This is a genomic window from Mesorhizobium sp. B2-1-1 (genome assembly GCF_006442975.2).
Taxonomy (GTDB): domain Bacteria; phylum Pseudomonadota; class Alphaproteobacteria; order Rhizobiales; family Rhizobiaceae; genus Mesorhizobium.
This window is the reverse complement of the sequence record NZ_CP083954.1, coordinates 1025606-1049658: the sequence shown is the minus strand read 5'-3', so window position 1 is coordinate 1049658 and position 24053 is coordinate 1025606. Positions and strand designations below refer to the sequence as shown.

Here is a 24053-nt window from a genome sequence, read left to right as displayed (position 1 = left end):
GTTTCTCAGGCGGCACGGGCGGCAAGCGGAGCCGCGATCAGCCGGGCGCCGTCATGACCGGTGACTGTTGCTTCGACGATCTCGCCCGGCGCGCCGGTGGCGAGCGCGGCGAGCGTAAACCCTTCGGTGCGGCCGAGCCCGTCGCGCTCGATCAGGATCGACTGGCGCGTTCCGGAGAGCGACGACAGATGGCGGCGATATGCCGTCTCGCCGGCGGCGCGCAGGCGGGCTGCCCTCTGCTTGATCACTTCGCGGCGGACCTGCGGCATGCGCGCGGCGGGCGTGCCTTCGCGCGGCGAAAACGGAAAGACGTGCAGGTGGGTCAGCCCGCATTCCTCGACGATCTTTGCCGAATTTTCGAACATCGCCTCCGTCTCGGTCGGGAAGCCGGCGATGATGTCGGCGCCGAAGACGACGTCAGGGCGCAGCTTGCGCACGTCTTCGCAGAAGCGGATCGACTGATCGCGCAGATGCCGACGCTTCATGCGCTTCAAAATCATGTCATCGCCGGATTGCAGCGACAGATGCAGATGCGGCATCAGCCGCGGCTCGGTGGCGATGGCGTCGAGCAAATCGTCGTCGGCCTCGATGGAATCGATGGAGGAGAGGCGCAGGCGCTTCACGTCCGGCACCTGGCGCAGGATCGTCTTCACCAGCCTGCCGAGTTTCGGCGCACCCGGCAGGTCGGCGCCGAAACTGGTCATGTCGACGCCGGTCAGCACGATCTCGGCATAGCCGTTGCCGGTGAGCCGCTTGACCTGTTCGACCACGGCGCCCATCGGCACCGAGCGTGAATTGCCGCGGCCATAGGGGATGATGCAGAAGGTGCAGCGGTGGTCGCAGCCATTCTGCACCTGCACGAAGGCGCGTGCCCTGCCCTCGATGGCATCGACCATATGGCCGGCGGTCTCGCGTACGGAGAAGATGTCGTTGACGCGCGCCTTCTCGCTGTCGTTGACGCCGAAATCCGGCAGCGCGCGATAGGAATTGGCCTTCAGCTTCTCCTCATTGCCAAGGACGAGATCGACCTCGTCCATGGCCGCGAAATTCTGCGGCTCGGTCTGCGCCGCGCAGCCGGTGACGATGATGCGAGCTTCGGGGTTGTCGCGGCGCGCCTTGCGGATCGCCTGTTTGGCCTGGCGGACCGCTTCGCCGGTGACGGCGCAGGTGTTGAAGATGACGGCGCCGCCAGCCAGCCCACCGAGGCCCGCAGTTTCGGCCTCGCGCCGCATCACCTCGGATTCATAAGTGTTCAGCCGGCAGCCGAAGGTCACCAGTTCGATGCGATTGGGGCCCTTCCCCACATCGCCATCCTTGAAAGGAGCGGGCATCAGGCCGCGCTTTCGGTGTCGCGCGCCCAGGCGCCGCTCGAGGGATCGAAGCTGCCGGAAAACTCCCATTCGGCCGCACCGGTCAGGATGACATGGTCGTTTTCAAGCCATTCGACGTGCAGCGAGCCGCCGCCGGGGGTCAGTAGATTGACGCTGCGCCCGGTGCGCCGGGTGCGGGCCGCAGCCACGACGGCGGCGCAGGATGCCGTGCCGCAAGCCTTGGTCAGGCCGGCGCCGCGTTCCCAGGTGCGGATGATCATGCTGTCGGGCGAGGTCACCTGCGCGATGGTGATGTTGGCGCGCTCGGGGAAGATCGGATGGTTTTCGAGCAGCGGTCCGAAGCGGTCGAGTTCGTAGGACCAGACGTCGCGGTCGACCCAGAAGATGGCATGCGGATTGCCCATGGAGACGACCGAGGGCGAATGCAGCACCGGGGCGTCGATCGGGCCGACCTGCAATTCGATCATGCGGGTATCGCGAAACTCCTCAGCGAGCGGAATGTCCCGCCAGCCGAAGCGCGGCGTGCCCATGTCGACCGAGATCGAGCCGTCGGCATGTTCCTGCGCGTTGAGGATTCCGGCGACGGTCTCGAAGGTGAATGTCTTTTGTCCGGTCTCGGCCGCCAGCGCCTGGACGACGCAGCGCATGCCGTTGCCGCAGGCCTGCGCGCCCGAGCCGTCCGAATTCAATATGTCGATGAAATAGGCCGTACCCGGCGTCCGCGCCTCATGGATCGCCATGATCTGGTCGAAGCGCGTCGAGGCATCGGCGTTGAGCGCGATCGCAGCTGTCGGCGTCACCCGGTCGGCACGGCCGCGCATGTCGGCAACGATGATCTCGTTGCCGATGCCGTTCATCTTGGCGAAAGGGGCGGTGCCTGCCATTTCTTCCGGTCATTCCGTACTGTTTGCCGCTATATGGCGGAAAAGGGCGGGAATTACCAGTGCATCGCGCCTTCAGGTGACGGCGAAGACGCCGAGCACGATCAGCAGGAATATGATCAGCACGATACCGATCAGGATGCGCGCGCCGGTGGCGGCCGCACCTGCTAATGCCGGCATGCCGAGCAGGCTCGCAGCGGCGGCGATAATCAGGAGAATGATGATCCATTTAAGCATGGAAATGCCTCGCAAAGCGATAGAAATCGAAGCCCCTTCAACAAACGCGCCGGTGGCGCTCGGGTTCCGCCGGCCGCGGCCGGCCCCGGTCAAAGCGCCGCTTCCTGCGGCACGTCCCAGACCTCACCTGGCCGCAAGGCGCGAAAACGTTCGCGCGGCAGGCCCTCGGCCTCCAGCGCCTCGTCGAGCTTGCGTGCCGGCTCGTCGATCGGTTCGTCGGTGAGCTGGAACGTGCCCCAATGGCAGCCGGCCGCATAGGCGGCGTTGCACAATGTCATGCCTTGCACCGCCTCCTCCGGGTTTTGATGCTGCGAGGCCATGAACCAGCGCGGCTCATAGGCGCCGATCGGCAGGATGGCGAAGCGGAAGCCGCCGTGCTTGTGAGCCATGAGCCGGTAGTTGATGCCGTCATGGAAGCCGGTATCGCCCGCGAAATAGATCCGGCCGGCCGGCGTCTCGATGACGAAGCCGGCCCATAGCGCCATGCGCCGGTCGCGTGTGCCGCGCGCCGACCAGTGATGCGCCGGCTCGACATGGACGGCCACGCCATCGCCGATGTCGACCCTGTCGCCCCAGTCATGCGCCGAGAGCCGCATGCCGGGAACCGCCCCGCCAATCAGGACGTCATTGCCGAACGGGGTCACCACCAGCGGGTCGTGCCTGGCCTTGAGCTGCTTCAGCGTCGCAATGTCGAGATGGTCGTAGTGATTGTGGCTGACCAGCACGAGATCGATCGGCGGCAGGTCGGCCAGGGCGATGCCCGGCGCGTTGACGCGTTTCGGCCCGACGAAGGAGAACGGCGAGGCCCGCAGCGACCATACCGGATCGGTGAGGATGTTCAGGCCCGCGGTCTGGACCAGCAGCGTGGAATGACCGACCATGGTCACGGTCAGGCCGGCGCCCTCGACACGTGCAGGCGGCTTTGCCTGCGGAAAGGGGCTCGGATTGGTGGCCGGCCATTTCGAGCGTTGGCCATTGAACTGCCATTTCAGCAGATCGGCGAAACGCGCCGGCGGCTGGCCGCCGGGATTGAAGAACAAGATTCCGTCGAAATGATCGCTGGGCGGGCCGTTATAGTAGCGATTGGCGGCTTTCGGTCTCGCAGCCAATTTGCGGCTCCAGCGAATTTCGTCTTGATAGACATAGCCCTTGTGCCGGCTGGCGCAAGCGTTTGCCGGCCGAATGCCAACGGCCCGGGCGGCCGGCTTGAGTAGGATCGGATTGGGGAGGACGATGCCATGGCGATGAAGCGGACCAGGACACCATGGATGAAGGCCGGGGATTTCGGCCGCTCGCTGGCGCGCGGCATCGGCGTCAACCTGCTGGTGAGCGACATGGCGGCCATGGAAGCCTTCTGCCGCGACGTGCTCGGCGCCGATATCATCTATGCCGACGAGGATTTCGCGGCAATCGAGCTGCTGGGCTCGGTGTTCATGCTGCACGCCGACCATTCCTATCTCGACAATGCCATGACAGGGACGATCGCCGGCGCCGAGACACGCGGCGCCGGCGTCGAGCTGCGTCTTTACGGCGCCAACCCGGATGCGGTCGAGGCCGCCGCGCGCGATCACGGCCACATCGTGCTGGCCGGGGCGATCGACAAGCCGCACGGCCTGCGCGAGAGCTATGTCGTCGGACCGGACGGCTATATATTCGTGCCAAGCGCTCCGCTGGCCGGATGATAGCGACAAATTTGCAACAATTCTTGGCGCAAACCCTATTTTAACCATATCGGGTTGAAATTTCGCCACCTTCTCCATCTTGGTGGAGGGCGACATTGTGCGGACGGCAGCCCCGCCGGATCCGACGGAGGTTGAAATGACTTTTTCGAAAACAGCCCTGGTGGCCGTATCGCTGGCGGCGCTCGTTGCGAGCGGCTGCTCAACCTCACGGTTTTCCTCGATGGACGACCAGCAGCCGGCGCCGCTGCAGCCGGCGCCGTCCGGTCAGGTGACGGCCAACCAGTTGCCGCCCCCGGCCTCCCCCGGCACCACGGATCCTTCGCAATTCCCGACCGCCCCGCAGAACAGCCAGGTCGCCTCCTTGCCGCCGGACGGTTCGGCGCCGGCGGGTGCGCCGGACCTGACCGCGGCCAGTGTCGCCGGCGTATGGAACGCCAGCGTTTCCGGCCAGAGCTGCAAGGTGGCGACGCCGCAGACCAAATTCGGCGCCGGTTTCCGCGCCGGACCGCTGCATTGCCCGGCGCCGATCGACGGCATCAAGTCATGGAACGTCGCCGGCAAGCAGTTGACGCTTTACGATGAGAATGGCGGCACGCTGGCACGGCTCTATTCCTCGGGCGGCTCGAAATTCGACGGCCAGACTTCCAATGGCCTGCCGATCTCGCTTACAAGGTAAGCCAATCCCTCGACAACGACGTGACCTATGCATCTGCGTGACGGCCTCCAGACCCATGTGACCGTCAGGCAGCGTTACGACCATCTGGTCGACACCGGTGCCATCGAGCGCGATCCGGCGCAGGAGCGGATCGTCACCGCTCTCGACCGGCTGATATCAGAGATTTCGGTGAAGCGGCTGGCGCACAAATCGAGCGCGCTTGGCTGGCTCTTCGCCCGAAGGCGCGAGACGCACGAGGCGGTCAAGGGCCTCTACATCCACGGCGGCGTCGGCCGCGGCAAGACCATGTTGATGGACTTGTTCTTCGAGCTGCTGCCGGTGCGGCGCAAGCGCCGCGTGCATTTCAACGACTTCATGGCCGAGGTGCAGGACCGCATCCAGAAGCACCGGCAGGAGCGCAAGGACGGCACGGTGAGGGAAGACGATCCGATTCCGCCGGTGGCGCGGGCGCTTGCCGAACAGGCCTGGGTACTGTGTTTCGACGAGTTCTCGGTCACCGACATCGCCGATGCGATGATCCTGTCCCGGCTGTTTTCGGCGCTGTTCGCCAGCGGCGTGGTGCTGGTGGCGACGTCGAACGTGGCACCGGAAAATCTCTATCGCGACGGGCTGAACCGTCAGCTTTTCCTGCCCTTCATCGGCATATTGGAACGGCACGCGCAGGTGCTCTCGCTCGATGCCGACAAGGACTATCGGCTGGAAAAGCTTGCCCGTACGCCGGTCTATGTCACGCCCACCGATGCGGCGGCCGATGAGGCGATGGACGCGGCTTGGCAAACGATGACGCGCGGCGCGCCGACGGCCGAGACGTTGCTTGCCGTCAAGGGCCGGCAGCTGGCCGTTCCGCGCGCCGCCGGCGACGCGGCGCGTTTTTCCTTCGCCGATCTGTGCGAGAAGCCACTCGGCGCGCGCGACTATCTGGCCCTTGCCGACCGCTTCTCGACCATCTTTATCGACCACATTCCGGTGCTGGGTGAAGGCCGGCGCAACGAGGCCAAGCGCTTCATCCTGCTGGTCGACACGCTCTACGACCATCACATCAGGCTGGTGGTAAGCGCGGAAGCGCCGCCGCAGCAACTCTATGTGGCCAAGCGCGGCGTCGAGGTGTTCGAGTTCGAACGCACGGCTTCGCGGCTGATCGAGATGCAGAGCCGCGACTGGCTGGAGGATTGGGCGGAGCGGCGGAAGGCGAAGACGACGCCGGAGGCGCGGCAGGCGCCGGCTACGCCGCCTTCGTCCTAGGGCGGAGCGACGCAAAGCGAAGCGCGCACCCTAGGACGAAGATAGGCCGAACTCCTGTCAGCCTCGCTACAGTTGATAAACATACATGAGGAAGCTCTCTGCTGACTCGTGCGTCTCCTCGCGCGACTCGTAAAGCGCGCGGGCGGCACGGTTGTCCGGCTCGGTGCCGACCCAGGCTTCTTCGCAGCCATTCTCCCTGCCGATCGCAAACATCGCGTCGAGCATCTTTCGCGCGATGCCCTGGCGCTGGAAGGCCGGCGATACGCCGACCTCGTCGATGTAGAGCTCCGTCGCCTTGTCGGGATGACGGTGAATGATGGCGGCGCATTGACCGACGGTCACGCCGTCGGCGAGCGCCACGACCATGAAGTGGCCGGGTTCCCTGAGATAGACTGCCAATCGATCTGGCCTGACCGGTTCGTCGAACACATCCTCGGCGACCCGCATCACAAGGGCGTCATTGCCGGCATCAAGTCTTACGATCTCCATCTTCATCGTGTAGATTTTCCCCAGTCGAGTTTTCAAACTTTTACGTTTACGTAATTCCCGGTCACTCTAACCGATTGAAAACGCTCGCTCCAAAATAATCGTTTGAATTTACGCGGCGCCGGGGCTATTGGGTGCGGCGAAATCTCGCGGGATCCCCGCAGCATTCCGGTCTCTTCCTCGACGCCGTCATCAGATCGTCAGCGATTTGAGCGACATCACGAACAAAGGGAAACTATCCTGACATGGCACGCAACAAGATAGCGCTTATCGGCTCTGGCATGATCGGCGGCACGCTCGCTCACATGATCGGCCTCAAGGACCTCGGCGACGTGGTTCTGTTCGATATTGCCGAAGGCATCCCGCAGGGCAAGGGGCTCGATATTGCGCAATCGTCGCCGGTCGACGGGTTCGATTCCAGGCTGACCGGCGTCAACGACTATGCCGGGATCGAAGGGGCGGACGTCTGCATCGTCACCGCCGGCGTGCCGCGCAAGCCGGGCATGAGCCGCGACGATCTGCTCGGCATCAACCTCAAGGTCATGGAACAGGTCGGCGCCGGCCTGAAGAAGTACGCGCCGAAGGCCTTCGTCATCTGCATCACCAATCCGTTGGATGCGATGGTCTGGGCGCTGCAGAAGTTTTCCGGCCTGCCGAACACCCATGTCGTGGGCATGGCCGGCGTGCTCGACAGCGCTCGCTTCCGCTATTTCCTGGCCGAGGAGTTCAAGGTCTCGGTCGAGGACGTCACCGCCTTCGTGCTCGGCGGCCATGGCGATTCCATGGTGCCGATGATCCGCTATTCGACGGTTGCAGGCATTCCTCTGCCCGATCTCGTCAAGATGGGCTGGACCTCGAAAGAAAAGCTCGACCAGATCGTGCAGCGCACCCGCGACGGCGGCGCCGAGATCGTCGGCCTGTTGAAGACCGGCTCGGCCTATTACGCGCCGGCCGCATCGGCGATCTCGATGGCCGAAGCCTATCTCAAGGACAAGAAGCGTGTGCTGCCTTGCGCGGCTCATCTTTCCGGCCAGTATGGCGTGAAGAACACCTATGTCGGCGTTCCCGTGGTGATCGGCGCCGGTGGCGTCGAGCGCGTCATCGAGATCGAGCTTTCCAAGCCAGAGCAGAAGATGTTCGATAGCTCGGTGGCGGCGGTGCAGGGCCTGACCGAGGCCTGCGTCAAGATCGCGCCGCAACTCGCCTCGAAGTGAACCCCAGTAGCTGATCCGGAGACGATCCAGATGAACATCCATGAATATCAGGGCAAGGCGCTGCTGAAGGGCTTTGGCGCGCCGGTGGCCCAAGGCGTGCCGGTGTTCAAGGCGGATGAGGCGGAAGCCGCCGCCAAGGCGCTGCCCGGCCCGCTCTATGTGGTGAAGAGCCAGATCCATGCCGGCGGCCGCGGCAAGGGCAAGTTCAAGGAGCTCGGGCCTGACGCCAAGGGCGGCGTGCGGCTGGCCAAGTCGGTCGCCGACGTCGTCGCCAACGCCAACGAGATGCTCGGCCACACGCTGGTGACCAAGCAGACCGGCCCGGCCGGCAAGCAGGTCAACCGGCTCTATATCGAGGATGGCGCCGATATCGAGCGCGAGCTCTATCTGTCTGTTCTGGTCGACCGTTCGGTCGGCCGCATCGCCTTCGTCGTCTCGACCGAAGGCGGCATGGACATCGAGGCGGTCGCCCACGACACGCCGGAAAAGATTATCACCGTCGCCATCGATCCGGAAAAGGGCGTTACCGCGGATGACGTGAAGAAACTCAATGGCGCGCTGAAGCTCGACGGCGATGCTGCCAGGGACGGCGGCACGCTGTTCCCGATCCTCTACAAGGCCTTCGTCGAGAAGGACATGAGCCTGCTCGAGGTCAATCCCCTGATCGTCATGAAAAACGGCCGGCTGCGCGTCCTCGACGCCAAGGTGTCGTTCGACAACAACGCGCTGTTTCGCCATCCGGATGTGCTCGAGCTGCGCGACACCACCGAAGAGGACGAGAAGGAGATCGAGGCGTCGAAATACGACCTCGCTTATGTCGCGCTCGACGGCAATATCGGCTGCATGGTCAATGGCGCCGGCCTCGCCATGGCGACGATGGACATCATCAAGCTCTACGGCGCCGAGCCGGCCAACTTTCTCGATGTCGGCGGCGGCGCGTCGAAGGAAAAGGTGACGGCGGCCTTCAAGATCATCACCAGGGATCCGGCGGTCAAGGGCATCCTGATCAACATCTTCGGCGGCATCATGAAATGCGACATCATCGCCGAGGGCGTCATCGCCGCGGTCAAGGAAGTCGGCCTGAAAGTGCCGCTGGTCGTGCGCCTGGAAGGCACCAATGCCGAACTCGGCAAGAAGATCATCAACGACAGCGGCCTCAACGTCGTGTCAGCCGACGATCTTGACGACGCGGCCAAGAAAATCGTGGCGGCGGTGAAGGGCTGATCAAGTGCCTCCACGCAAGATAAACCTCGTCGAGGCTGCGGATGCGAAGATCGCGGATGTCTTCGATCCGCATATCGCCGGCGACGTCAATGACAGCCAGGCGAAGGTCGCCAAGTTCGGCGCGGTTTTCGACTGGCACGCCCATGACAACGAAGACGAAGCCTTCCTCGTGCTGCGCGGCCGCATCGCCATCGATTTCCGCGACGGTCCGGTCGAGCTCGGCGAAGGCGATTTCATCGTCGTGCCGCGCGGCGTCGAGCACCGGCCGCGTTCGCTGACACCGGAACCGGTGGTGCTGATGTTCGAGCCGGCGACGACGCTCAACACCGGCAACGCCAAGAGCGCTCTCACCGTCACCGACCTGAAGCGGCTCTGAGCCATGAACGCGGCCTCCTTCTCCTCGCTCTCGCCTGATCACCAGCGCCTGCAGGCGCTGGTCGGCGCGTGGCGTGGCGAGGAAGAGGTCGCGGACACACAATGGGCCGATGGCGGCTCAGCGACTTCGGAAGTACTGGCAGAGGCACAGTTCGGCGGCCTGTTCGTAGTGCAACGCTATCGCCAGCGCCGCGACGGGACGATTTCGTTCGGCGCGCACAGCGTGTTCGGCTTCGACCGGCAAAACAGCCTTGTCACCATGCATCAGTTCGATTCGATGGGCTTTGTGCCGGCCTCGCCGGCCTCCGGCACGTGGGAGGGCAACACACTGACGCTGTTGCGCTCGTCGCCGCGCGGGGCCGCACGCGTGACCTACGCTTTCGACGGCAGCGACAGCTATCGCATGCGACTGCAATTCCAGCCCGTCGGCAGCGACGGCTGGCAAGACATGATGAGCGGCCTTTACCGGCGCGTCCCGCCTTCCGTTTTGGGGGATGGCTGAGCGATGGAAATCCTGGGCAAAGCGGTTGAAGAAAGACACATAATCACACATATATTGGCTGTGTGTTTATGTGGAGACGAGCGATGAAGAACGTCACCCTGGCCATGGACGAGGCACTGCTTGAGAAGGCGCGAGGCCTTGCCGGACGTCGCAAGACGACGCTCAACGCCCTCATTCGTTCACTGCTTGCGCATGAAGTCGAGCAGGAAGATCGGATTGCCTGGGCCAAGGCGGGAATGAAGCGGCTTATGGACGAGGCTGCGAAACGGAGCGACAGCGCCGACACCCCCTACAAGTGGGATCGAAGGGACGCCTATGCCGACCGGGAAGATCGACTGCTTTCTCGACACGAACGTCCTGATCTACGCGGCTTCGGAGAAGAATCGTGACCCACGTCGCGCGCCAATCGCAGAAGACCTGGTATCGAGCACTGTCTTTGGCGTGTCGGGGCAAACCTTGGCCGAATTCACAGCGGTGGCGCGAGGAAAATCCCTTCTGGGGGATGATCTGCTCGACCAATGGCTGGTCCTCCTCGGCACTTGTCCGCTGGTGCCTGTCGACGAAAGCTATGTTCGCGCAGGACTGGACCTCGCCCGCCGCTACGGAATTCACTACTACGACGCCGCGCTTCTTGCCGCAGCCGGATATCTCGGCGCGCCGATTTTCTACACCGAAGATCTCAACCACAACCAGGTTTATGGCTCGGTGCGAGCCGTCAATCCTTTCTTGTAATCGCTGAATTCAGAGGCGTTCTCACCATGTCCATTCTCGTCGACAAGAACACAAAGGTGCTCGTGCAGGGCCTGACCGGCAAGACCGGCACCTTCCACACCGAACAGGCGCTGGCCTATCACGGGACCAAGATGGTCGGCGGCATCCATCCCAAGAAGGGCGGCGAGACCTGGACCGGCGCCAAGGGCGAGAACCTGCCGATCTTCGCCACCGTCGCCGAGGGCAAGGCCAAGACCGGCGCCAACGCTTCCGTCGTCTATGTGCCGCCGGCGGGTGCTGCCGAAGCCATCATCGAGGCCATCGAGGCCGAAATCCCGCTCATCGTCTGCATCACCGAAGGCATTCCCGTCATGGACATGATCAAGGTCAAGGCGCGACTCGACCGTTCGACGTCGCGGCTGATCGGCCCGAATTGTCCCGGCGTGCTCACCCCCGACGAATGCAAGATCGGCATCATGCCCGGGAACATCTTCCGCAAGGGTTCGGTCGGTGTTGTTTCGCGCTCGGGAACGCTTACCTATGAGGCCGTGTTCCAGACCACCAATGTCGGCCTCGGCCAGACCACCGCTGTCGGCATCGGTGGCGATCCCGTCAAAGGCACCGAATTCATCGACGTGCTCGAAATGTTCCTCGCCGACGACGAGACCAAGTCGATCATCATGATCGGCGAGATCGGCGGCTCGGCCGAGGAAGACGCCGCGCAGTTTCTCAAGGACGAGGCCAAACGCGGCCGCCGCAAGCCGATGGCGGGCTTCATCGCCGGACGCACGGCGCCGGCCGGCCGCACCATGGGCCATGCGGGCGCGGTTATCTCGGGCGGCAAGGGCGGCGCCGAAGACAAGATCGCGGCAATGGAATCGGCCGGGATAAAAGTTTCGCCATCGCCGGCCCGGCTGGGCACGACGCTGGTCGAGGCAATTAAGGGCTAGTGAGTAGTCAATAGTGAGTAGTGAAAAGGGAAGAACGGGTGAGTAGCAGCTGAACGGGAAAGTCTTCATTTTTCCTACTCCTTACTGACTACTCACTATTCCCCTCGAAAGGAGACGGAGCCAGGCTCCGCAGACAAAATGGCACGACAAGATCAGGCCAACGACCAATTTTCGCTCACCTCTTTCCTCTATGGCGGCAATGCCGATTATATAGACGCGCTCTATGCGGCGTATGAGGACGATCCAGCCTCGGTCAATCCCGAATGGCAGGAGTTCTTCGCCGGCCTGAAGGACGATGCCGGGGATGTCCGCAAGAACGCCAAGGGCGCCTCGTGGGCCAAGCCCTCCTGGCCTCTGCAGGCCAATGGCGAGCTGGTGTCGGCGCTCGACGGCAATTGGGGCCTGGTCGAGAAGCACATCGAAAAGAAGGTCAAGGAGAAGGCAGCCGTCAACGGCGCCGTCCCCTCCGACGCCGACGTGCACCAGGCGACGCGCGATTCCGTGCGCGCCATCATGATGATCCGCGCCTATCGCATGCGCGGCCATCTGCACGCCAATCTCGACCCGCTCGGCATCGCCACGCTCGAGGACTACAACGAGCTGTCGCCAGAGAATTACGGCTTCACCGAAGCCGACTACGACCGGCCGATCTTCCTCGACAATGTGCTCGGGCTCGAATTCGGCACCATCCGCCAGATGCTCGACATCCTGACCCGCACCTATTGCTCGACGCTGGGCGTCGAGTTCATGCATATCTCCGATCCCGAAGAGAAAGCGTGGATCCAGGCGCGCATCGAGGGCGCCGACAAGGAGATCTCCTTCACCGCGACCGGCAAGAAGGCGATCCTGCAGAAACTGATCGAGGCCGAGGGCTTCGAGCAGTTCGCCGACGTCAAGTTCAAAGGCACCAAGCGCTTCGGCCTCGACGGCGGCGAAGCGCTGATCCCGGCGCTGGAGCAGATCGTCAAGCGCGGCGGTCAGCTCGGGCTGAAGGAGATCGTGCTCGGCATGGCGCATCGCGGCCGCCTCAACGTACTCTCCCAGGTGATGGCCAAGCCGCACCGCGCCATCTTCCATGAATTCAAGGGCGGCTCGGCCGCACCCGACGAGGTCGAGGGCTCGGGCGACGTCAAATACCATCTTGGCGCCTCCTCGGACCGCGAGTTCGACGGCAACAAGGTGCATCTGTCGCTGACCGCCAATCCCTCGCATCTGGAAATCGTCGACCCTGTGGTGATGGGCAAGGCGCGCGCCAAGCAGGATTATCTGTTCGGCCGTGGCCGCGAGGAGATCGTGCCGCTGGAAGAGCGGGCCAAGGTGCTGCCGCTTTTGCTGCATGGCGACGCCGCCTTTGCCGGCCAGGGCGTCATTGCCGAAATCCTCGGCCTGTCGGGCCTGCGCGGCCACCGCGTTGCCGGCACGCTGCATTTCATCATCAACAACCAGATCGGCTTCACCACCAATCCGCGCTTCTCGCGCTCGTCGCCCTACCCGTCCGACGTCGCCAAGATGATCGAGGCGCCGATCTTCCACGTCAACGGCGACGATCCGGAGGCCGTGGTGCACGCCGCCAAGGTAGCGATCGAATTCCGCATGAAGTTCCACAAGCCTGTCGTGGTCGACATGTTCTGCTACCGCCGCTTCGGCCACAATGAGGGCGACGAGCCGGCCTTCACGCAGCCGATCATGTACCGCAACATCCGCACCCACAAGACGACGGTGCAGATCTATGCAGACCGGCTGATCGCCGAAGGGCACATGACGCAGGCCGAGTTCGACAAGCTCAAGGCCGACTGGCGGGAGCATCTGGAATCCGAGTGGGAAGTCGGCCAGCACTACAAGCCCAACAAGGCCGACTGGCTGGACGGCGCCTGGTCGGGCCTGCGCACGGCCGACAACCAGGACGAACAGCGGCGCGGCAAGACCGCGGTGCCGGCCAAGACGCTGAAGGAGATCGGCAAGAAGCTGACCGAGGTGCCGAAGGATTTCGAGGCGCACAAGACGATCATCCGCTTCCTCGAAAACCGCCGCCAGGCCATCGAATCCGGCGAAGGCATCGACTGGTCGACGGCCGAGGCGCTGGCTTTCGGCGCCATTCTGCTCGACGGCAACCCGATCCGCCTCTCCGGGCAGGATTCGGAGCGCGGCACCTTCTCGCAGCGCCATTCCGTGCTCTACGACCAGCGCGACGAGACCCGCTACATCCCGCTCAACAACCTGTCGGCGGCGCAGGCGGGCTATGAGGTCATCAACTCGATGCTGTCCGAAGAAGCCGTGCTCGGCTTCGAATATGGCTACAGCCTGGCCGAGCCGAAGGCGCTGACGCTGTGGGAAGCGCAGTTCGGCGACTTCGCCAACGGCGCCCAGGTGGTGTTCGACCAGTTCATATCCAGCGGAGAGCGCAAGTGGCTGAGAATGTCGGGCCTCGTCTGCCTGCTGCCGCATGGCTATGAGGGCCAGGGGCCGGAACATTCGTCTGCCCGGCTCGAGCGTTTCCTCCAGCTCTGCGCCGAAGACAACATGCAAGTGGCCAACTGCACGACGCCGGCCAACTACTTCCACATATTGCGTCGGCAGTTGAAGCGCGACTTCCGCAAGCCGCTGATCCTGATGACGCCGAAGTCACTGTTGCGCCACAAGCGGGCGGTGTCGACGCTGCCGGAAATGTCGGGCGAAAGCTCGTTCCACCGGCTGCTGTGGGACGATGCCCAGCTCTTGCCCAACCAGGCCATCAAGCTGACCAAGGATTCCAAGATCCGCCGTGTCGTGCTGTGCTCGGGCAAGGTCTATTACGACCTCTACGAGGAGCGCGAGAAACGCGGCATCAACGACATCTATCTGCTGCGTGTCGAACAACTCTACCCGTTCCCGGCCAAGGCGCTGATCACCGAATTGTCGCGCTTCCGCAATGCCGAAATGGTGTGGTGCCAGGAGGAGCCCAAGAACATGGGCGCATGGTCGTTCATCGACCCGTATCTGGAATGGGTGCTGGCGCATATCGACGCCAAGCACCAGCGGGTGCGCTACACCGGCCGGCCGGCAGCCGCCTCGCCGGCGACCGGGCTTATGTCCAAGCATCTCGCCCAGCTCGCCGCCTTGCTCGAAGACGCGCTCGGCGAGTAGGCAGAGTTGAGCGAATAGAACAGACAGACAACAAACGGACAGGCACAATGGCTACCGAAATCCGCGTTCCCACTCTCGGCGAATCCGTCACCGAGGCAACCATCGGCAAATGGTTCAAGAAGGTGGGCGATGCCATTGCCGCCGACGAGCCGCTGGTCGAGCTCGAAACCGACAAGGTGACGGTCGAGGTTCCCTCGCCAGGCGCCGGAACCTTGGGCGAGATCGCCGCCAAGGAGGGCGAGACGGTCGGGGTCGGCGCTCTTCTGGGCTCGATTTCGGCCGGTGGCGCCGCCGCACCGGTCACCAAGCCGCAGGCCGTGGCGCAGGCATCGAGCCCCGACGCCGCGCAGACCACCAAACAGGCCGCCGCCGAGACCGCCAAGGTCGCAGGCGACGCCGGTCCGGTCGAGCCGCGCACCATGCCGCCGGCGCCGGCAGCGGCGAAACTGATCGCCGAGAACAATCTGTCGGTCGACCAGCTTTCCGGCTCCGGCAAGCGCGGCCAGGTGCTGAAGGGCGACGTGCTGGACGCCATCTCCAAGGGTGCGCCGTCGCAGCCGGCCGAGACGCCGAAGGCGGCCCCGGCCCCGGCAGCGCCGGTTGCTGCCCGTGCGCCGTCCTCAGGCAACGACGCGGCGCGCGAGGAGCGCGTGCGCATGACCAAGCTGCGCCAGACCATCGCGCGCCGGCTCAAGGAAGCGCAGTCGACCGCCGCCATGCTCACCACCTTCAACGAGGTGGACATGTCAGCGGTGATGGCGCTCAGGACCAAGTACAAGGACGTGTTCGAGAAGAAGCACGGCGTGAAGCTCGGCTTCATGGGTTTCTTCACCAAGGCCGTCACGCACGCGCTGAAGGAAATCCCCTCGGTCAACGCCGAGATCGATGCCACCGATATCATCTTCAAGAACTACGCCCATATCGGCGTCGCCGTCGGCACCGAGAAGGGTCTGGTCGTTCCGGTGGTGCGCGATGCCGACCAGATGTCTATCGCCGAGATCGAGAAGGAGATCGGCCGGCTCGGCATCGCCGCGCGCGACGGCAAGCTGTCGGTCGCCGACATGCAGGGCGGCACGTTCACGATTTCCAATGGCGGCGTCTACGGGTCGCTGATGTCCACGCCGATCCTCAACGCGCCGCAGTCGGGTATTCTGGGCATGCACAAGATCCAGGACCGGCCCGTGGTGGTCGGCGGCCAGATCGTGATCCGGCCGATGATGTATCTGGCGCTGAGCTACGATCACCGCATCGTCGACGGCAAGGAAGCGGTGACCTTCCTGGTGCGCGTCAAGGAAAGCCTGGAGGATCCGGAACGGCTGGTGCTTGATCTGTGAGGCGGTCGGATGGCGGCTCGCGGTCGGAGTAGCCAATAATGGCCCTGTTCCCTGGGCCTGCCAGACCGATAGCGCTGGCGGCCGGTATGGCATTCGCCGCTGTCCACGCTAATGCCGCATGCCCGGCCGAACTCGCCGTCTACGGCGATGTCCAGAGCGGCAGTGAGATCAATTTTACGCCGACCGGCACGTCGGCGACCGTCACCAACACGTTCCGCTTGATCCTCGACAACGATGTGGTGCTGAACGGCATCGTCCAATGGAACGAAGGTGTTTCGCGGCCGAACGGGGCGCTGATGTACAAATGCCCGGGAGGCGACGTTACCGGCACCGAGCTTGCCGCCTGCACCTTGTGGAACGGCGTCATCTATACGTCGGATGAAAAGGGCAGCATCGGCCTGTTGCCGGCCGAAGGCGTCGAAGCACCGAAGACGCTGATCCTGCCCGATCTCGGTCCGGTGTTGCATCAATCCACCGCCTATGGCGGCGCCGGGTTTTCGAAAGTGCCGTCGGACGTGTTTGCCTTGAAGGGATGCCAGGAATGAGCGGGACGCAAAAGGTGCTGCTGGTCACCGGTGGCAGCCGCGGCATCGGCGCCGCGATCTGCCGGCTCGGGTCGAAGGCTGGCTATCGCGTAGCGGTCAACTACACCTCCAACCAGACCGCCGCCGAGGCGCTGGTCGGCGAAATCAAGGCCGCAGGCGGCGAGGCCTTTGCGGTCAGGGGCGATGTCGGCGTCGAATCCGATATCGTTGCCATGTTTGAAGCCGTCGACCGCGGCTATGGCCGGCTCGATGCTTTCGTCAACAATGCCGGCATCGTCGACGTCAAGGCGCGGGTCGATCAGATGGATGTTTCACGGCTGGAGCGCATGATGCGCATCAACGTCGTGGGGTCGTTCCTCTGCGCCCGCGAAGCGGTGAAGCGGATGTCGAGCCGTCACGGTGGGTCGGGTGGATCCATCGTCAACATCTCGTCGGCTGCGGCAGTTCTGGGCTCGCCGGGCGAATATGTCGACTACGCCGCGTCCAAGGGCGCGATCGACACCTTCACCATGGGGCTCGCCCGCGAGGTGGCGCTGGAAGGCATCCGCGTCAATGCGGTGCGGCCGGGCATCATCGATACCGAAATCCATGCCTCGGGTGGACAGCCGGACCGGATAGAACGGTTCCGCGATCTTCTGCCGATGAAAAGAGCCGGCACCGCGGATGAAGTCGCGGGCGCGGTTCTCTACCTGTTGTCCGATGCCGCGTCCTATACGACCGGCGCGATCCTGAATGTCAGCGGCGGCCGCTGAGCGCCCCAAGAAAAAGGGAAACAAACATGGCTTATGACGTCGTAATCATCGGCTCGGGACCGGGCGGCTATGTCTGCGCCATCAAGGCGGCGCAGCTCGGGCTGAAGGTCGCGGTGGTCGAGAAGAACCCGACCTTCGGCGGCACCTGCCTCAACATCGGCTGCATTCCATCCAAGGCGTTGCTGCATGCCTCCGAGATGTTCGCCGAAGCCGGCCACTCCTTCGACACGCTGGGTGTCGAAGTGACACCGAAGCTCAATTTGAAGAAGATGATGGCGCACAAGGACGCCACGGTGACGGCGAACGTCAACGGCGTCGCCTTCCTGTTCAAGAAGAACAAGATCGATAGTTTTCGCGGCATCGGCACGGTGGTCGCGGCGGGCAAGGTGTCGGTGACGAGCGAGGACGGCAAGGTCGAGGAAATCGAGACGAAGAACATCGTCATCGCCACCGGCTCGGATGTCGCCGGCATTCCTGGCGTCACGGTCGACTTCGACGAAAAAGTCATCGTGTCCTCGACCGGCGCGCTGTCGCTGGACAAGGTGCCCGGCCATCTCGTCGTGGTCGGCGGCGGCGTCATCGGGCTCGAGCTCGGCTCGGTCTGGGCGCGGCTCGGCGCCAAGGTCACCGTGGTCGAATTCCTCGACACCATCCTCGGCGGTATGGACGGTGAGGTCTCCAAGCAATTCCAGCGGCTGCTCTCCAAGCAGGGCTTCGAATTCAGGCTCGGCGCCAAGGTCACCGGCGTCGCCAAGGCCAAGAAGGGCGCCAGCGTCACTTTCGAGCCTGTGAAAGGCGGCGCGGCCGAGACGATCGAGGCCGACATGGTGCTGATCGCCACCGGCCGCCGAGCTTTCGCCGACAGCCTGGGCCTGAAGGAAGCGGGCGTCGAGGTCGATGAGCGCGGCCGGGTCAAGACCGACGCGCACCTCAGGACCAACATACCAGGCATCTATGCCATCGGCGATGTCATCGCCGGGCCGATGCTGGCGCACAAGGCCGAGGATGAGGGCGTGGCAGTGGCCGAGACCATTGCCAGCCAGGCCGGCCATGTGAACTATGACGTCATTCCGAGCGTCGTCTACACCAGCCCGGAGATCGCTTCGGTCGGCAAGACCGAGGAAGAATTGAAGAAGGCCGGCATCGACTACAAGGTCGGGAAGTTCCCGTTCACCGCCAATGGCCGGGCGCGCGCCATGCTGCACACCGACGGCTTCGTCAAGATCCTGGCCGACAAGGCCACCGACCGCGTGCTCGGCGTTCACATCGTCGGCTTCGGCGCCGGCGAGATGATCCACGAGGCGGCGGTGCTGATGGAATTCGGCGGCTCGTCGGAAGATCTCGCCCGCACCTGTCATGCCCATCCGACCATGTCGGAAGCAGTGAAGGAAGCGGCATTGGCGACGTTCTTCAAGCCGATCCATATTTAGAACGATCCAGGAAAACCGTGAAACGGTTTTCCCGGGCAAGCGCGTAACGCTTCCCTTGAGGGAATTGCCTCCTTGCCTGCCCCAAACAGAACGGCCCACCGGAAGGCGGGCCGTTCTTCGTTGAAAGCCGTGGCCCGATTACTGGGCCGGTGCGGGAGCTGGGGCCGGCGCAGGAGCCGGTGTCGCCGGTGCAGGGGCCGGCGCGGGTGCTGGGGCAGGGGCAGGGGCAGGGGCAGGGGCAGGAGCCGGTTCGGCGGGCTTCATCGGCTCCGCGGGCGCTGGCGCCGGGGCCGGTGTGCTCGCGGCGGGCGGTTCGGTCGCCGGATGCTCACCACTTCTTCCGAAAACATAATACGCGACAATCGCCAGAATAACGACGACCAATGCAATCAGCCAAGGGCTGCCGCCGCCACCTGATCTGGGCGTGTCGTTTGATGGATTCGCCATAAAAGTGTCCTCCGTGGATGAAAATGATCAATCAACAGCCATCAACGCGCAACCGTTGATGGGGTTTCACGCTAGGGAAGGAAAGCGCCGAAAACGCGGCGCCTGATTCCTCCGCTGCCCACGCGACTCAATCGACAGCGGTGACAGTATAGCCGGCTTTGCGGAAATCCTCGACCAGGCCCTCGGGGCCGGGCAGATGTAGCGCGCCGACGGCGATGAAGGCACTGCCTTTGGCGAGGAATGGTCCGGCATGATCGACCATCGCCTTGTTGCGGCTGGTGATTATGGTCTGCTCGAACGCCGCATAGCCTGTCGCGTCGCCCGTCTCGCCGGGCAGCACGGCGCGAAACAGCGGCCAGAACATGCCGGTCTCGCCGCGCTGGTAGAGCACGATCATGGTTTCGTTGACGTCGTTCATCTTGTCGCCGAGCTTCAGCGTGTCGACCAGTCCCTTCATGTGGAACGCCATCGGCAGCGAAGCCATGGCGCGCAGCTGGTCGGCGACGGTTTCCAGCCCTTCGACGGATTTGCCGGAGGCCTTGGCATCCTCGGCAAGCTTGACGTCGAGCACCGGCGCGCCGCCCGCCTTGCGGGCGAGCTCGCAGGCTGGAAGCGCCACCATGGCCGACAGCATCCACGGCTTCATCTTGGCGACGGTTGCCGGCGGGATGCCGCGTTCGTCGAGCGCCTTGTCGACCGCCGCGGCGTCGTCGGGCGACAGCAGCGACGACAGCGTGGTGCTGTCGGTGAACATCATCAGCTCCGGCTGCTTGAGCAGGGCCGCCATCATCTTCTGCTGGTCGAGCACTTCGGTGGTCTCGATGACGATGGTGCCGGCGCCGTCATAGGCCTTCTGCGCCGCCGGCGGCAGCGCTGTGACGCGCGGGTCGGTCATATGCATGGTGCCGAACAGGAAGGACGGCTGTTCGCCCGTCTTCTCCAGCTTCCACAGCAGGCCCTTGCCGTTCGGCGTTGCGGCGGCTTCCGCCTCGATCTTGCGGTAGGTGGACGGGTCACTTTTCTGCAACGCCGACAGCATGTCGGCGCCGGTGCAGGACGGGATTTCGGCATGCGCCTTGCCCGCCGCAAACAACAGGACGGCGAGCAGAGACAGGAAGAACAGCACATGGAACGCCAGGAGCAGCTTCAGCGAGAAGAGCGCAGCGCGGTCGGCGATGACGATGACCCGTTTCATGGTCCTTTCCTAAGCTGGAAAAACGGCAAAACGGTTAACCCGGAGAACGAAATTGTCTTCGGTTCAATCAGTTTTGACTATCGCTCGAATTACTGAACGGCTTGCGGTTGGTTGAGCCGCCCACCCCTCATCATCCCGTGGCGAAGTCCGGAAGCCTCGCGCAACCCCAATACTTCACGCCCTCGGGTGAGCCGATTCATAGATCTCCAACAGCCTCGACGTATCGACGCCGGTGTAGATCTGCGTGGTCGACAGGCTGGCATGGCCGAGCAGTTCCTGGATGGTGCGCAGGTCGCCGCCGCGGCCGAGCAGATGCGTGGCGAAGGAATGGCGCAAGGCGTGCGGCGTTGCGGTGTCCGGCAGGTTGAGCGCCGAGCGCAGCTTGGCCATCTCGCGCTGGACGATGGCCGGGTTGAGCGGGCCGCCGCGCGCGCCGCGAAACAACCGGCCCTTGGGGTCGAGATGGTAGGGGCACAGCCGGCGGTATTCGGCAACCGCCCTGAGCGCCACCGGCAGCACCGGCACCAGCCGCGTCTTGCCGCCCTTGCCGGTGACGCGCAGCACCGTGTCGGCCTCCGACGCCAGTTCGGCGCCGGCAAGGCCGAGCGCCTCGGAAATGCGCAGGCCCGAGCCGTAGAGCAGCGTCAGCACGGCGGCGTTGCGGGCGGCGATCCAGGGTTCCTCCGCCAATTGACCCTCGACGGAAACGACATGTTTTGCGTCACTGGCCGTCAGCGGTTTCGGCAGTGACTTTGGTTGGCGAGGCGCGCGCAGGGCCGCCGCGCCCGCTGCGTTGGCGAGACCACGCCGTTCCAGAAAGCGCAAGAGTGAGCGAATGCCGGCCAGCCCCCGGCCGAGCGTGCGGGCGCCTGCGCCTTCATTGCGGCGCGCGGCGAGAAAGCCGCGCAGGTCGGCCGGGCGCAGATCGGCGATGTCGGCTATGCCGGGCGGGCCGCCATTATGACCCGTCAGGAAATGCAGGAACTGCCTGGTGTCGCGCTCGTAGGCTTCCACCGTCTCGGGCGACAGCCGACGTTCTCGCGCGAGCATCTTGAGCCAGCTTTCGCGCGCCGCCTGGAGGTCGGGCTTTGCCGGGATAAGGAATTCCTGCATGGCGTCGTTCCGGTTCGCCGTCATTTTCCGGCAGCCGGGTTAGGAAGCGGTGAAGAGGCGTCATTGAAATGACAATCCGGTGGGGCTAGGAGTCGACCGGCGGCAAGTCAAAACCGTGGTGATTGGCCAAACGGGGTATCCGCAAATAGAGAGTTGCAGGAACGAAACCCGTGAGCCTTTCTGAACTGCCGTGGGTTTGATCACCGTAACGAATGGGTCCTCGGGTCTGCGCAGTCGCTTCGCGCCTGCTCCGCCCGTGGATGACGAAGGTAAAAGCGCGCCATGAGCAAGCCCCAGAACCCTGTCCAGATGGCCGTGATCGGCGCCGCTCACGGCATCAAGGGCGAATTGCGCGTCAAAACCTTTACCGGCGATCCGCTGGCGCTCGCCGATTACGGGCCGCTTTACGCAAGGGACGGCCGCGCCTTCCAGATCATGGACATAAGGCCCGCCAACACCGTGGTCGTGGTGCGCTTCAAGGGTGTCAGTGACCGCAACGCGGCCGAGGCGCTGGCCGGCACGGAGCTGTTCGTCGATCGCTCCATGCTGCCCGATGACGGCGAGGAGGACGAATTCTATCATGCCGACCTGATCGGTCTGGAGGTTCGGGACGATACGGGAGCCGTCCTTGGTAAGGTCGTCGCCGTGCACAATTTCGGCGGCGGCGACATCCTCGATGTGACGCTGGCCGGACGCAAGGGCGTGTTGATCCCGTTCACGCAGGCCGCTGTGCCCGAAGTGTCCATCGCCGAGGGTTTTGTGCGCGTCAACCAGGCGGCGGCCGGACTGGTCGAGGACGAGGACGGCGAAGCGCCGCGCGAGGAAGGCTTCGACCCGAAGGGCAGGCCGCGCGGCCCGAGGGACGCCGGGGGCAACCGGTGAGCTTCTCCGCCTCCGTGCTTACGCTCTACCCGGAAATGTTTCCGGGTCTGCTTGGCCTGTCGCTGGCCGGGCGGGCGCTGGAGGCGGGTACATGGTCGCTGCAAGCAATCCAGATCCGCGACTTTGCAACCGATCGCCACCGCACTGTCGACGACACGCCGGCCGGCGGCGGCGCCGGCATGGTGATGCGCGCCGATGTCTTGGCCAGGGCGATCGACCATGCCTCGCCCGAAGGCGATTTGCGGCCACGGCTGCTGATGAGCCCGCGTGGAAAGCCGCTGACGCAGGCGCGCGTGCGCGAACTGGCCGCCGGGCCGGGCGCCGTCATCCTGTGCGGCCGCTTCGAAGGCATCGACCAGCGGGTGATCGACGCGCGAGGATTGGAGGAAGTCTCGGTCGGAGACTTCATTCTGTCCGGTGGCGAGCCGGCGGCGCTTGTGCTGCTCGACGCGGTCGTGCGGCTGCTGCCCGGCGTCATGGGCAATGCCGTGTCGGGTGAAGAAGAGAGCTTTGAAAACGGCCTGCTCGAACACCCGCATTACACGCGGCCGCAGGATTTCGAGGGCCGGCCCATTCCCGAGGTGCTGACCTCGGGCAACCACGGCAAGATCGCGGCGTGGCGGCGGGCACAGTCGGAGAAGCTGACTCGAGAACGGCGGCCGGACTTGCTCGGCTCTCCTCAGCCCTTGGCGAAATAGTAGAAAGCCAGGAACAGCCCGACCGCGACGACGAAGCCACGCACCACGTTCTGCGGCACGCGCTTGGCGATCCACACGCCGGCATAGCCGCCCAACGCGCCGCCGGGGATCATGACGATCGCTTGCGGCCAGGCGACGACGCCACCCGAGACGAAGACGATGATGGCGACCGCTGCGATGACCATGGCCAGCATGTTTTTCAGCGCGTTCAGGCGGTGGTAGTCGCCGGCCTGGGTCAGGCCGAGCGTCGCCAGCATCATCACGCCCATGCCGGCCCCGAAGAAGCCGCCATAGATGGCGGTGACGAACTGCGCCAGCGAGCCGGCCAACGAGCCCACAGAAGCCTCATGCCCCGGCTTGGGTGCGGGCTTCAGCCACGGCCCGGCGGCGAACAGCGCCGTCGCGGCCAGCAGCAGCCACGGCACCAGGACGCGAAATGACGGATTGTCCAGCGCCAGCAGGATAAGCGCGCCGGCCAGTGCGCCGAGCGCCGATATCAGGCAGAGCAGCAGGGCGCCACGCCAGAAATGGCGGATGTCGTCCCCGTAGGCCAGCGTCGAGGTGATGTAGCCGGGAAATTGCGTCACCGAGGAGGTCGCGTTGGCGACGATCGGCGGCAGGCCGACCAAGGTCATGGCACCGAACGTGATGAAGGTGCCGCCGCCCGCGACCGCATTGGCGGCGCCGGAAAGAAAACCCGCCATGAATAGCAGGACCGCGTCGAAAAAGGACATGAGGATGCCGCCCGAGAACTATGGTTGCCTCGCCTTAGGCAGCTTGAAGGGCCCTTGCAACCCGGCAGTGGACAGATACGATGGTGCACGCGAGCAAAAAAGACGCGGCCAAGACGTGACAAAGCGTCGAAATAGCTGTATGTGCCCGCCGAACCGGGAGAAATCTGCCGGACCCGTCAACAATGGCGGTGTAGTCGCCCCTGCCCGATGTTTTCGAACAAAGGGCATAGCCGAGCGGTCATTGGAACTGCAAGGCGAGCGCCGGGCGCTCTGACTGTCGGAAGAACAA

General features: G+C 64.2%; 25 protein-coding genes. 17 read left to right on the top strand and 8 right to left on the bottom strand.

What is annotated here, in order from left to right:
* Nucleotides 1-5: 5 nt before the first annotated feature.
* The 4 genes from mtaB to FJ972_RS05045 all read right to left on the bottom strand — a co-directional run bounded on the left by mtaB (nucleotide 6) and on the right by FJ972_RS05045 (nucleotide 3558).
* Entirely contained in the window at nucleotides 6-1331 is a 1326-nt protein-coding gene (gene mtaB / locus FJ972_RS05060) for a tRNA (N(6)-L-threonylcarbamoyladenosine(37)-C(2))-methylthiotransferase MtaB (protein ID WP_140524972.1), read from the bottom strand.
* Entirely contained in the window at nucleotides 1331-2215 is an 885-nt protein-coding gene (dapF, locus tag FJ972_RS05055; protein ID WP_140518073.1) for a diaminopimelate epimerase, read from the bottom strand. The genes mtaB and dapF overlap by 1 nt, the downstream gene beginning before the upstream one ends.
* A 72-nt stretch (nucleotides 2216-2287) precedes the next feature.
* Nucleotides 2288-2449, bottom strand: coding sequence for a DUF1328 family protein (locus FJ972_RS05050; protein WP_140518074.1), 162 nt, complete (start codon nucleotides 2447-2449; stop codon nucleotides 2288-2290).
* Nucleotides 2450-2538: 89 nt separating this feature from the next.
* Nucleotides 2539-3558, bottom strand: coding sequence for an MBL fold metallo-hydrolase (locus FJ972_RS05045; RefSeq protein WP_140524971.1), 1020 nt, complete (start codon nucleotides 3556-3558; stop codon nucleotides 2539-2541).
* 129 nt (nucleotides 3559-3687) lie between these two features.
* Between FJ972_RS05045 and FJ972_RS05040 the strand changes: the two genes are divergently transcribed.
* From FJ972_RS05040 to zapE, 3 genes are all read left to right on the top strand, one after another.
* On the top strand, nucleotides 3688-4131 hold the full coding sequence (locus FJ972_RS05040) for a VOC family protein (RefSeq protein ID WP_140518076.1): 444 nt from the start codon (nucleotides 3688-3690) through the stop codon (nucleotides 4129-4131).
* 136 nt (nucleotides 4132-4267) lie between these two features.
* A complete protein-coding gene (locus tag FJ972_RS05035; RefSeq protein WP_140492818.1) occupies nucleotides 4268-4807 on the top strand; it encodes a protease inhibitor Inh/omp19 family protein in 540 nt (179 codons plus the stop codon).
* Nucleotides 4808-4834: 27 nt separating this feature from the next.
* Nucleotides 4835-6049: a cell division protein ZapE gene (zapE, locus tag FJ972_RS05030; RefSeq protein ID WP_140524970.1), complete on the top strand. Its 1215-nt coding sequence runs from the start codon at nucleotides 4835-4837 to the stop codon at nucleotides 6047-6049.
* A 66-nt stretch (nucleotides 6050-6115) separates the two neighbouring features.
* Here zapE and FJ972_RS05025 read toward each other — a convergent pair whose 3' ends face one another.
* Nucleotides 6116-6544 carry a GNAT family N-acetyltransferase gene (locus tag FJ972_RS05025; protein ID WP_140492811.1) on the bottom strand — a complete coding sequence of 143 codons (429 nt, stop codon included), beginning with the start codon at nucleotides 6542-6544 and terminating at the stop codon, nucleotides 6116-6118.
* 236 nt (nucleotides 6545-6780) lie between these two features.
* On the opposite strand from FJ972_RS05025, the gene mdh reads away from it, so the two are divergent.
* From mdh to lpdA, 12 genes are all read left to right on the top strand, one after another.
* Nucleotides 6781-7749 (top strand): malate dehydrogenase, encoded by a 969-nt coding sequence (mdh, locus tag FJ972_RS05020; protein ID WP_140492808.1) that lies wholly within the window; start codon nucleotides 6781-6783, stop codon nucleotides 7747-7749.
* A 30-nt stretch (nucleotides 7750-7779) separates the two neighbouring features.
* Nucleotides 7780-8973, top strand: a complete 1194-nt coding sequence (gene sucC, locus FJ972_RS05015; protein ID WP_140492804.1) for an ADP-forming succinate--CoA ligase subunit beta — start codon at nucleotides 7780-7782, stop codon at nucleotides 8971-8973.
* Between the two features lie 4 nt (nucleotides 8974-8977).
* The gene (locus tag FJ972_RS05010; RefSeq protein WP_140524969.1) at nucleotides 8978-9349 is read left to right on the top strand and encodes a cupin domain-containing protein; all 372 of its coding nucleotides are present in this window, start codon (nucleotides 8978-8980) and stop codon (nucleotides 9347-9349) included.
* Nucleotides 9350-9352: 3 nt separating this feature from the next.
* On the top strand, nucleotides 9353-9850 hold the full coding sequence (locus tag FJ972_RS05005) for a DUF1579 family protein (protein WP_140492799.1): 498 nt from the start codon (nucleotides 9353-9355) through the stop codon (nucleotides 9848-9850).
* A gap of 83 nt (nucleotides 9851-9933) precedes the next feature.
* Nucleotides 9934-10239, top strand: a complete 306-nt coding sequence (locus FJ972_RS05000) for a hypothetical protein (RefSeq protein ID WP_140492797.1) — start codon at nucleotides 9934-9936, stop codon at nucleotides 10237-10239.
* Nucleotides 10166-10582, top strand: a complete 417-nt coding sequence (locus FJ972_RS04995; RefSeq protein ID WP_033838548.1) for a PIN domain-containing protein — start codon at nucleotides 10166-10168, stop codon at nucleotides 10580-10582. Before FJ972_RS05000 ends, FJ972_RS04995 begins: the two co-directional genes overlap by 74 nt.
* 26 nt (nucleotides 10583-10608) lie before the next feature.
* Nucleotides 10609-11511 (top strand): succinate--CoA ligase subunit alpha, encoded by a 903-nt coding sequence (gene sucD, locus FJ972_RS04990; protein ID WP_140518080.1) that lies wholly within the window; start codon nucleotides 10609-10611, stop codon nucleotides 11509-11511.
* 138 nt (nucleotides 11512-11649) lie between these two features.
* Complete coding sequence (locus FJ972_RS04985; protein ID WP_140524968.1) at nucleotides 11650-14634, top strand: 2-oxoglutarate dehydrogenase E1 component; 2985 nt, start codon at nucleotides 11650-11652, stop codon at nucleotides 14632-14634.
* A 47-nt stretch (nucleotides 14635-14681) separates the two neighbouring features.
* The gene (gene odhB, locus FJ972_RS04980; protein ID WP_140524967.1) at nucleotides 14682-15968 is read left to right on the top strand and encodes a 2-oxoglutarate dehydrogenase complex dihydrolipoyllysine-residue succinyltransferase; all 1287 of its coding nucleotides are present in this window, start codon (nucleotides 14682-14684) and stop codon (nucleotides 15966-15968) included.
* 86 nt (nucleotides 15969-16054) lie between these two features.
* Nucleotides 16055-16513 (top strand): hypothetical protein, encoded by a 459-nt coding sequence (locus FJ972_RS04975; RefSeq protein ID WP_181173422.1) that lies wholly within the window; start codon nucleotides 16055-16057, stop codon nucleotides 16511-16513.
* Nucleotides 16510-17265, top strand: coding sequence for an SDR family oxidoreductase (locus tag FJ972_RS04970; RefSeq protein WP_140492777.1), 756 nt, complete (start codon nucleotides 16510-16512; stop codon nucleotides 17263-17265). The genes FJ972_RS04975 and FJ972_RS04970 overlap by 4 nt, the downstream gene beginning before the upstream one ends.
* A gap of 26 nt (nucleotides 17266-17291) precedes the next feature.
* Nucleotides 17292-18695, top strand: a complete 1404-nt coding sequence (lpdA, locus tag FJ972_RS04965; RefSeq protein ID WP_140524965.1) for a dihydrolipoyl dehydrogenase — start codon at nucleotides 17292-17294, stop codon at nucleotides 18693-18695.
* A 574-nt stretch (nucleotides 18696-19269) separates the two neighbouring features.
* Here lpdA and FJ972_RS04960 read toward each other — a convergent pair.
* Both FJ972_RS04960 and FJ972_RS04955 read right to left on the bottom strand, forming a co-directional pair.
* A complete protein-coding gene (locus tag FJ972_RS04960; RefSeq protein WP_140524964.1) occupies nucleotides 19270-20337 on the bottom strand; it encodes a TraB/GumN family protein in 1068 nt (355 codons plus the stop codon).
* A 174-nt stretch (nucleotides 20338-20511) separates the two neighbouring features.
* The gene (locus FJ972_RS04955; RefSeq protein ID WP_140492761.1) at nucleotides 20512-21450 is read right to left on the bottom strand and encodes a tyrosine recombinase XerC; all 939 of its coding nucleotides are present in this window, start codon (nucleotides 21448-21450) and stop codon (nucleotides 20512-20514) included.
* A 282-nt stretch (nucleotides 21451-21732) separates the two neighbouring features.
* On the opposite strand from FJ972_RS04955, the gene rimM reads away from it, so the two are divergent.
* Entirely contained in the window at nucleotides 21733-22332 is a 600-nt protein-coding gene (rimM, locus tag FJ972_RS04950; RefSeq protein ID WP_140524678.1) for a ribosome maturation factor RimM, read from the top strand.
* Entirely contained in the window at nucleotides 22329-23030 is a 702-nt protein-coding gene (trmD, locus tag FJ972_RS04945; protein ID WP_140492755.1) for a tRNA (guanosine(37)-N1)-methyltransferase TrmD, read from the top strand. The genes rimM and trmD overlap by 4 nt, the downstream gene beginning before the upstream one ends.
* Here trmD and FJ972_RS04940 read toward each other — a convergent pair.
* A complete protein-coding gene (locus tag FJ972_RS04940) occupies nucleotides 23012-23764 on the bottom strand; it encodes a sulfite exporter TauE/SafE family protein (RefSeq protein ID WP_140524677.1) in 753 nt (250 codons plus the stop codon). The two genes, trmD and FJ972_RS04940, sit on opposite strands and share 19 nt — an antisense overlap.
* Nucleotides 23765-24053: the final 289 nt, after the last annotated feature.

Coding starts and splice junctions, on each gene's coding strand:
- FJ972_RS04975 (WP_181173422.1), top strand. CDS start 16,055: ATGGCATTCGCCGCTGTCCACGCTAATGCCGCATGCCCGGCCGAACTC.
- mtaB (WP_140524972.1), bottom strand. CDS start 1,331: ATGCCCGCTCCTTTCAAGGATGGCGATGTGGGGAAGGGCCCCAATCGC.
- lpdA (WP_140524965.1), top strand. CDS start 17,292: ATGGCTTATGACGTCGTAATCATCGGCTCGGGACCGGGCGGCTATGTC.
- FJ972_RS04940 (WP_140524677.1), bottom strand. CDS start 23,764: ATGTCCTTTTTCGACGCGGTCCTGCTATTCATGGCGGGTTTTCTTTCC.
- sucC (WP_140492804.1), top strand. CDS start 7,780: ATGAACATCCATGAATATCAGGGCAAGGCGCTGCTGAAGGGCTTTGGC.
- dapF (WP_140518073.1), bottom strand. CDS start 2,215: ATGGCAGGCACCGCCCCTTTCGCCAAGATGAACGGCATCGGCAACGAG.
- FJ972_RS04960 (WP_140524964.1), bottom strand. CDS start 20,337: ATGAAACGGGTCATCGTCATCGCCGACCGCGCTGCGCTCTTCTCGCTG.
- rimM (WP_140524678.1), top strand. CDS start 21,733: ATGAGCAAGCCCCAGAACCCTGTCCAGATGGCCGTGATCGGCGCCGCT.
- sucD (WP_140518080.1), top strand. CDS start 10,609: ATGTCCATTCTCGTCGACAAGAACACAAAGGTGCTCGTGCAGGGCCTG.
- FJ972_RS04955 (WP_140492761.1), bottom strand. CDS start 21,450: ATGCAGGAATTCCTTATCCCGGCAAAGCCCGACCTCCAGGCGGCGCGC.
- zapE (WP_140524970.1), top strand. CDS start 4,835: ATGCATCTGCGTGACGGCCTCCAGACCCATGTGACCGTCAGGCAGCGT.
- FJ972_RS05000 (WP_140492797.1), top strand. CDS start 9,934: ATGAAGAACGTCACCCTGGCCATGGACGAGGCACTGCTTGAGAAGGCG.
- FJ972_RS04995 (WP_033838548.1), top strand. CDS start 10,166: ATGCCGACCGGGAAGATCGACTGCTTTCTCGACACGAACGTCCTGATC.
- odhB (WP_140524967.1), top strand. CDS start 14,682: ATGGCTACCGAAATCCGCGTTCCCACTCTCGGCGAATCCGTCACCGAG.
- FJ972_RS04985 (WP_140524968.1), top strand. CDS start 11,650: ATGGCACGACAAGATCAGGCCAACGACCAATTTTCGCTCACCTCTTTC.
- FJ972_RS05050 (WP_140518074.1), bottom strand. CDS start 2,449: ATGCTTAAATGGATCATCATTCTCCTGATTATCGCCGCCGCTGCGAGC.
- FJ972_RS05005 (WP_140492799.1), top strand. CDS start 9,353: ATGAACGCGGCCTCCTTCTCCTCGCTCTCGCCTGATCACCAGCGCCTG.
- FJ972_RS05035 (WP_140492818.1), top strand. CDS start 4,268: ATGACTTTTTCGAAAACAGCCCTGGTGGCCGTATCGCTGGCGGCGCTC.
- mdh (WP_140492808.1), top strand. CDS start 6,781: ATGGCACGCAACAAGATAGCGCTTATCGGCTCTGGCATGATCGGCGGC.
- FJ972_RS05025 (WP_140492811.1), bottom strand. CDS start 6,544: ATGAAGATGGAGATCGTAAGACTTGATGCCGGCAATGACGCCCTTGTG.
- FJ972_RS04970 (WP_140492777.1), top strand. CDS start 16,510: ATGAGCGGGACGCAAAAGGTGCTGCTGGTCACCGGTGGCAGCCGCGGC.
- FJ972_RS05040 (WP_140518076.1), top strand. CDS start 3,688: ATGGCGATGAAGCGGACCAGGACACCATGGATGAAGGCCGGGGATTTC.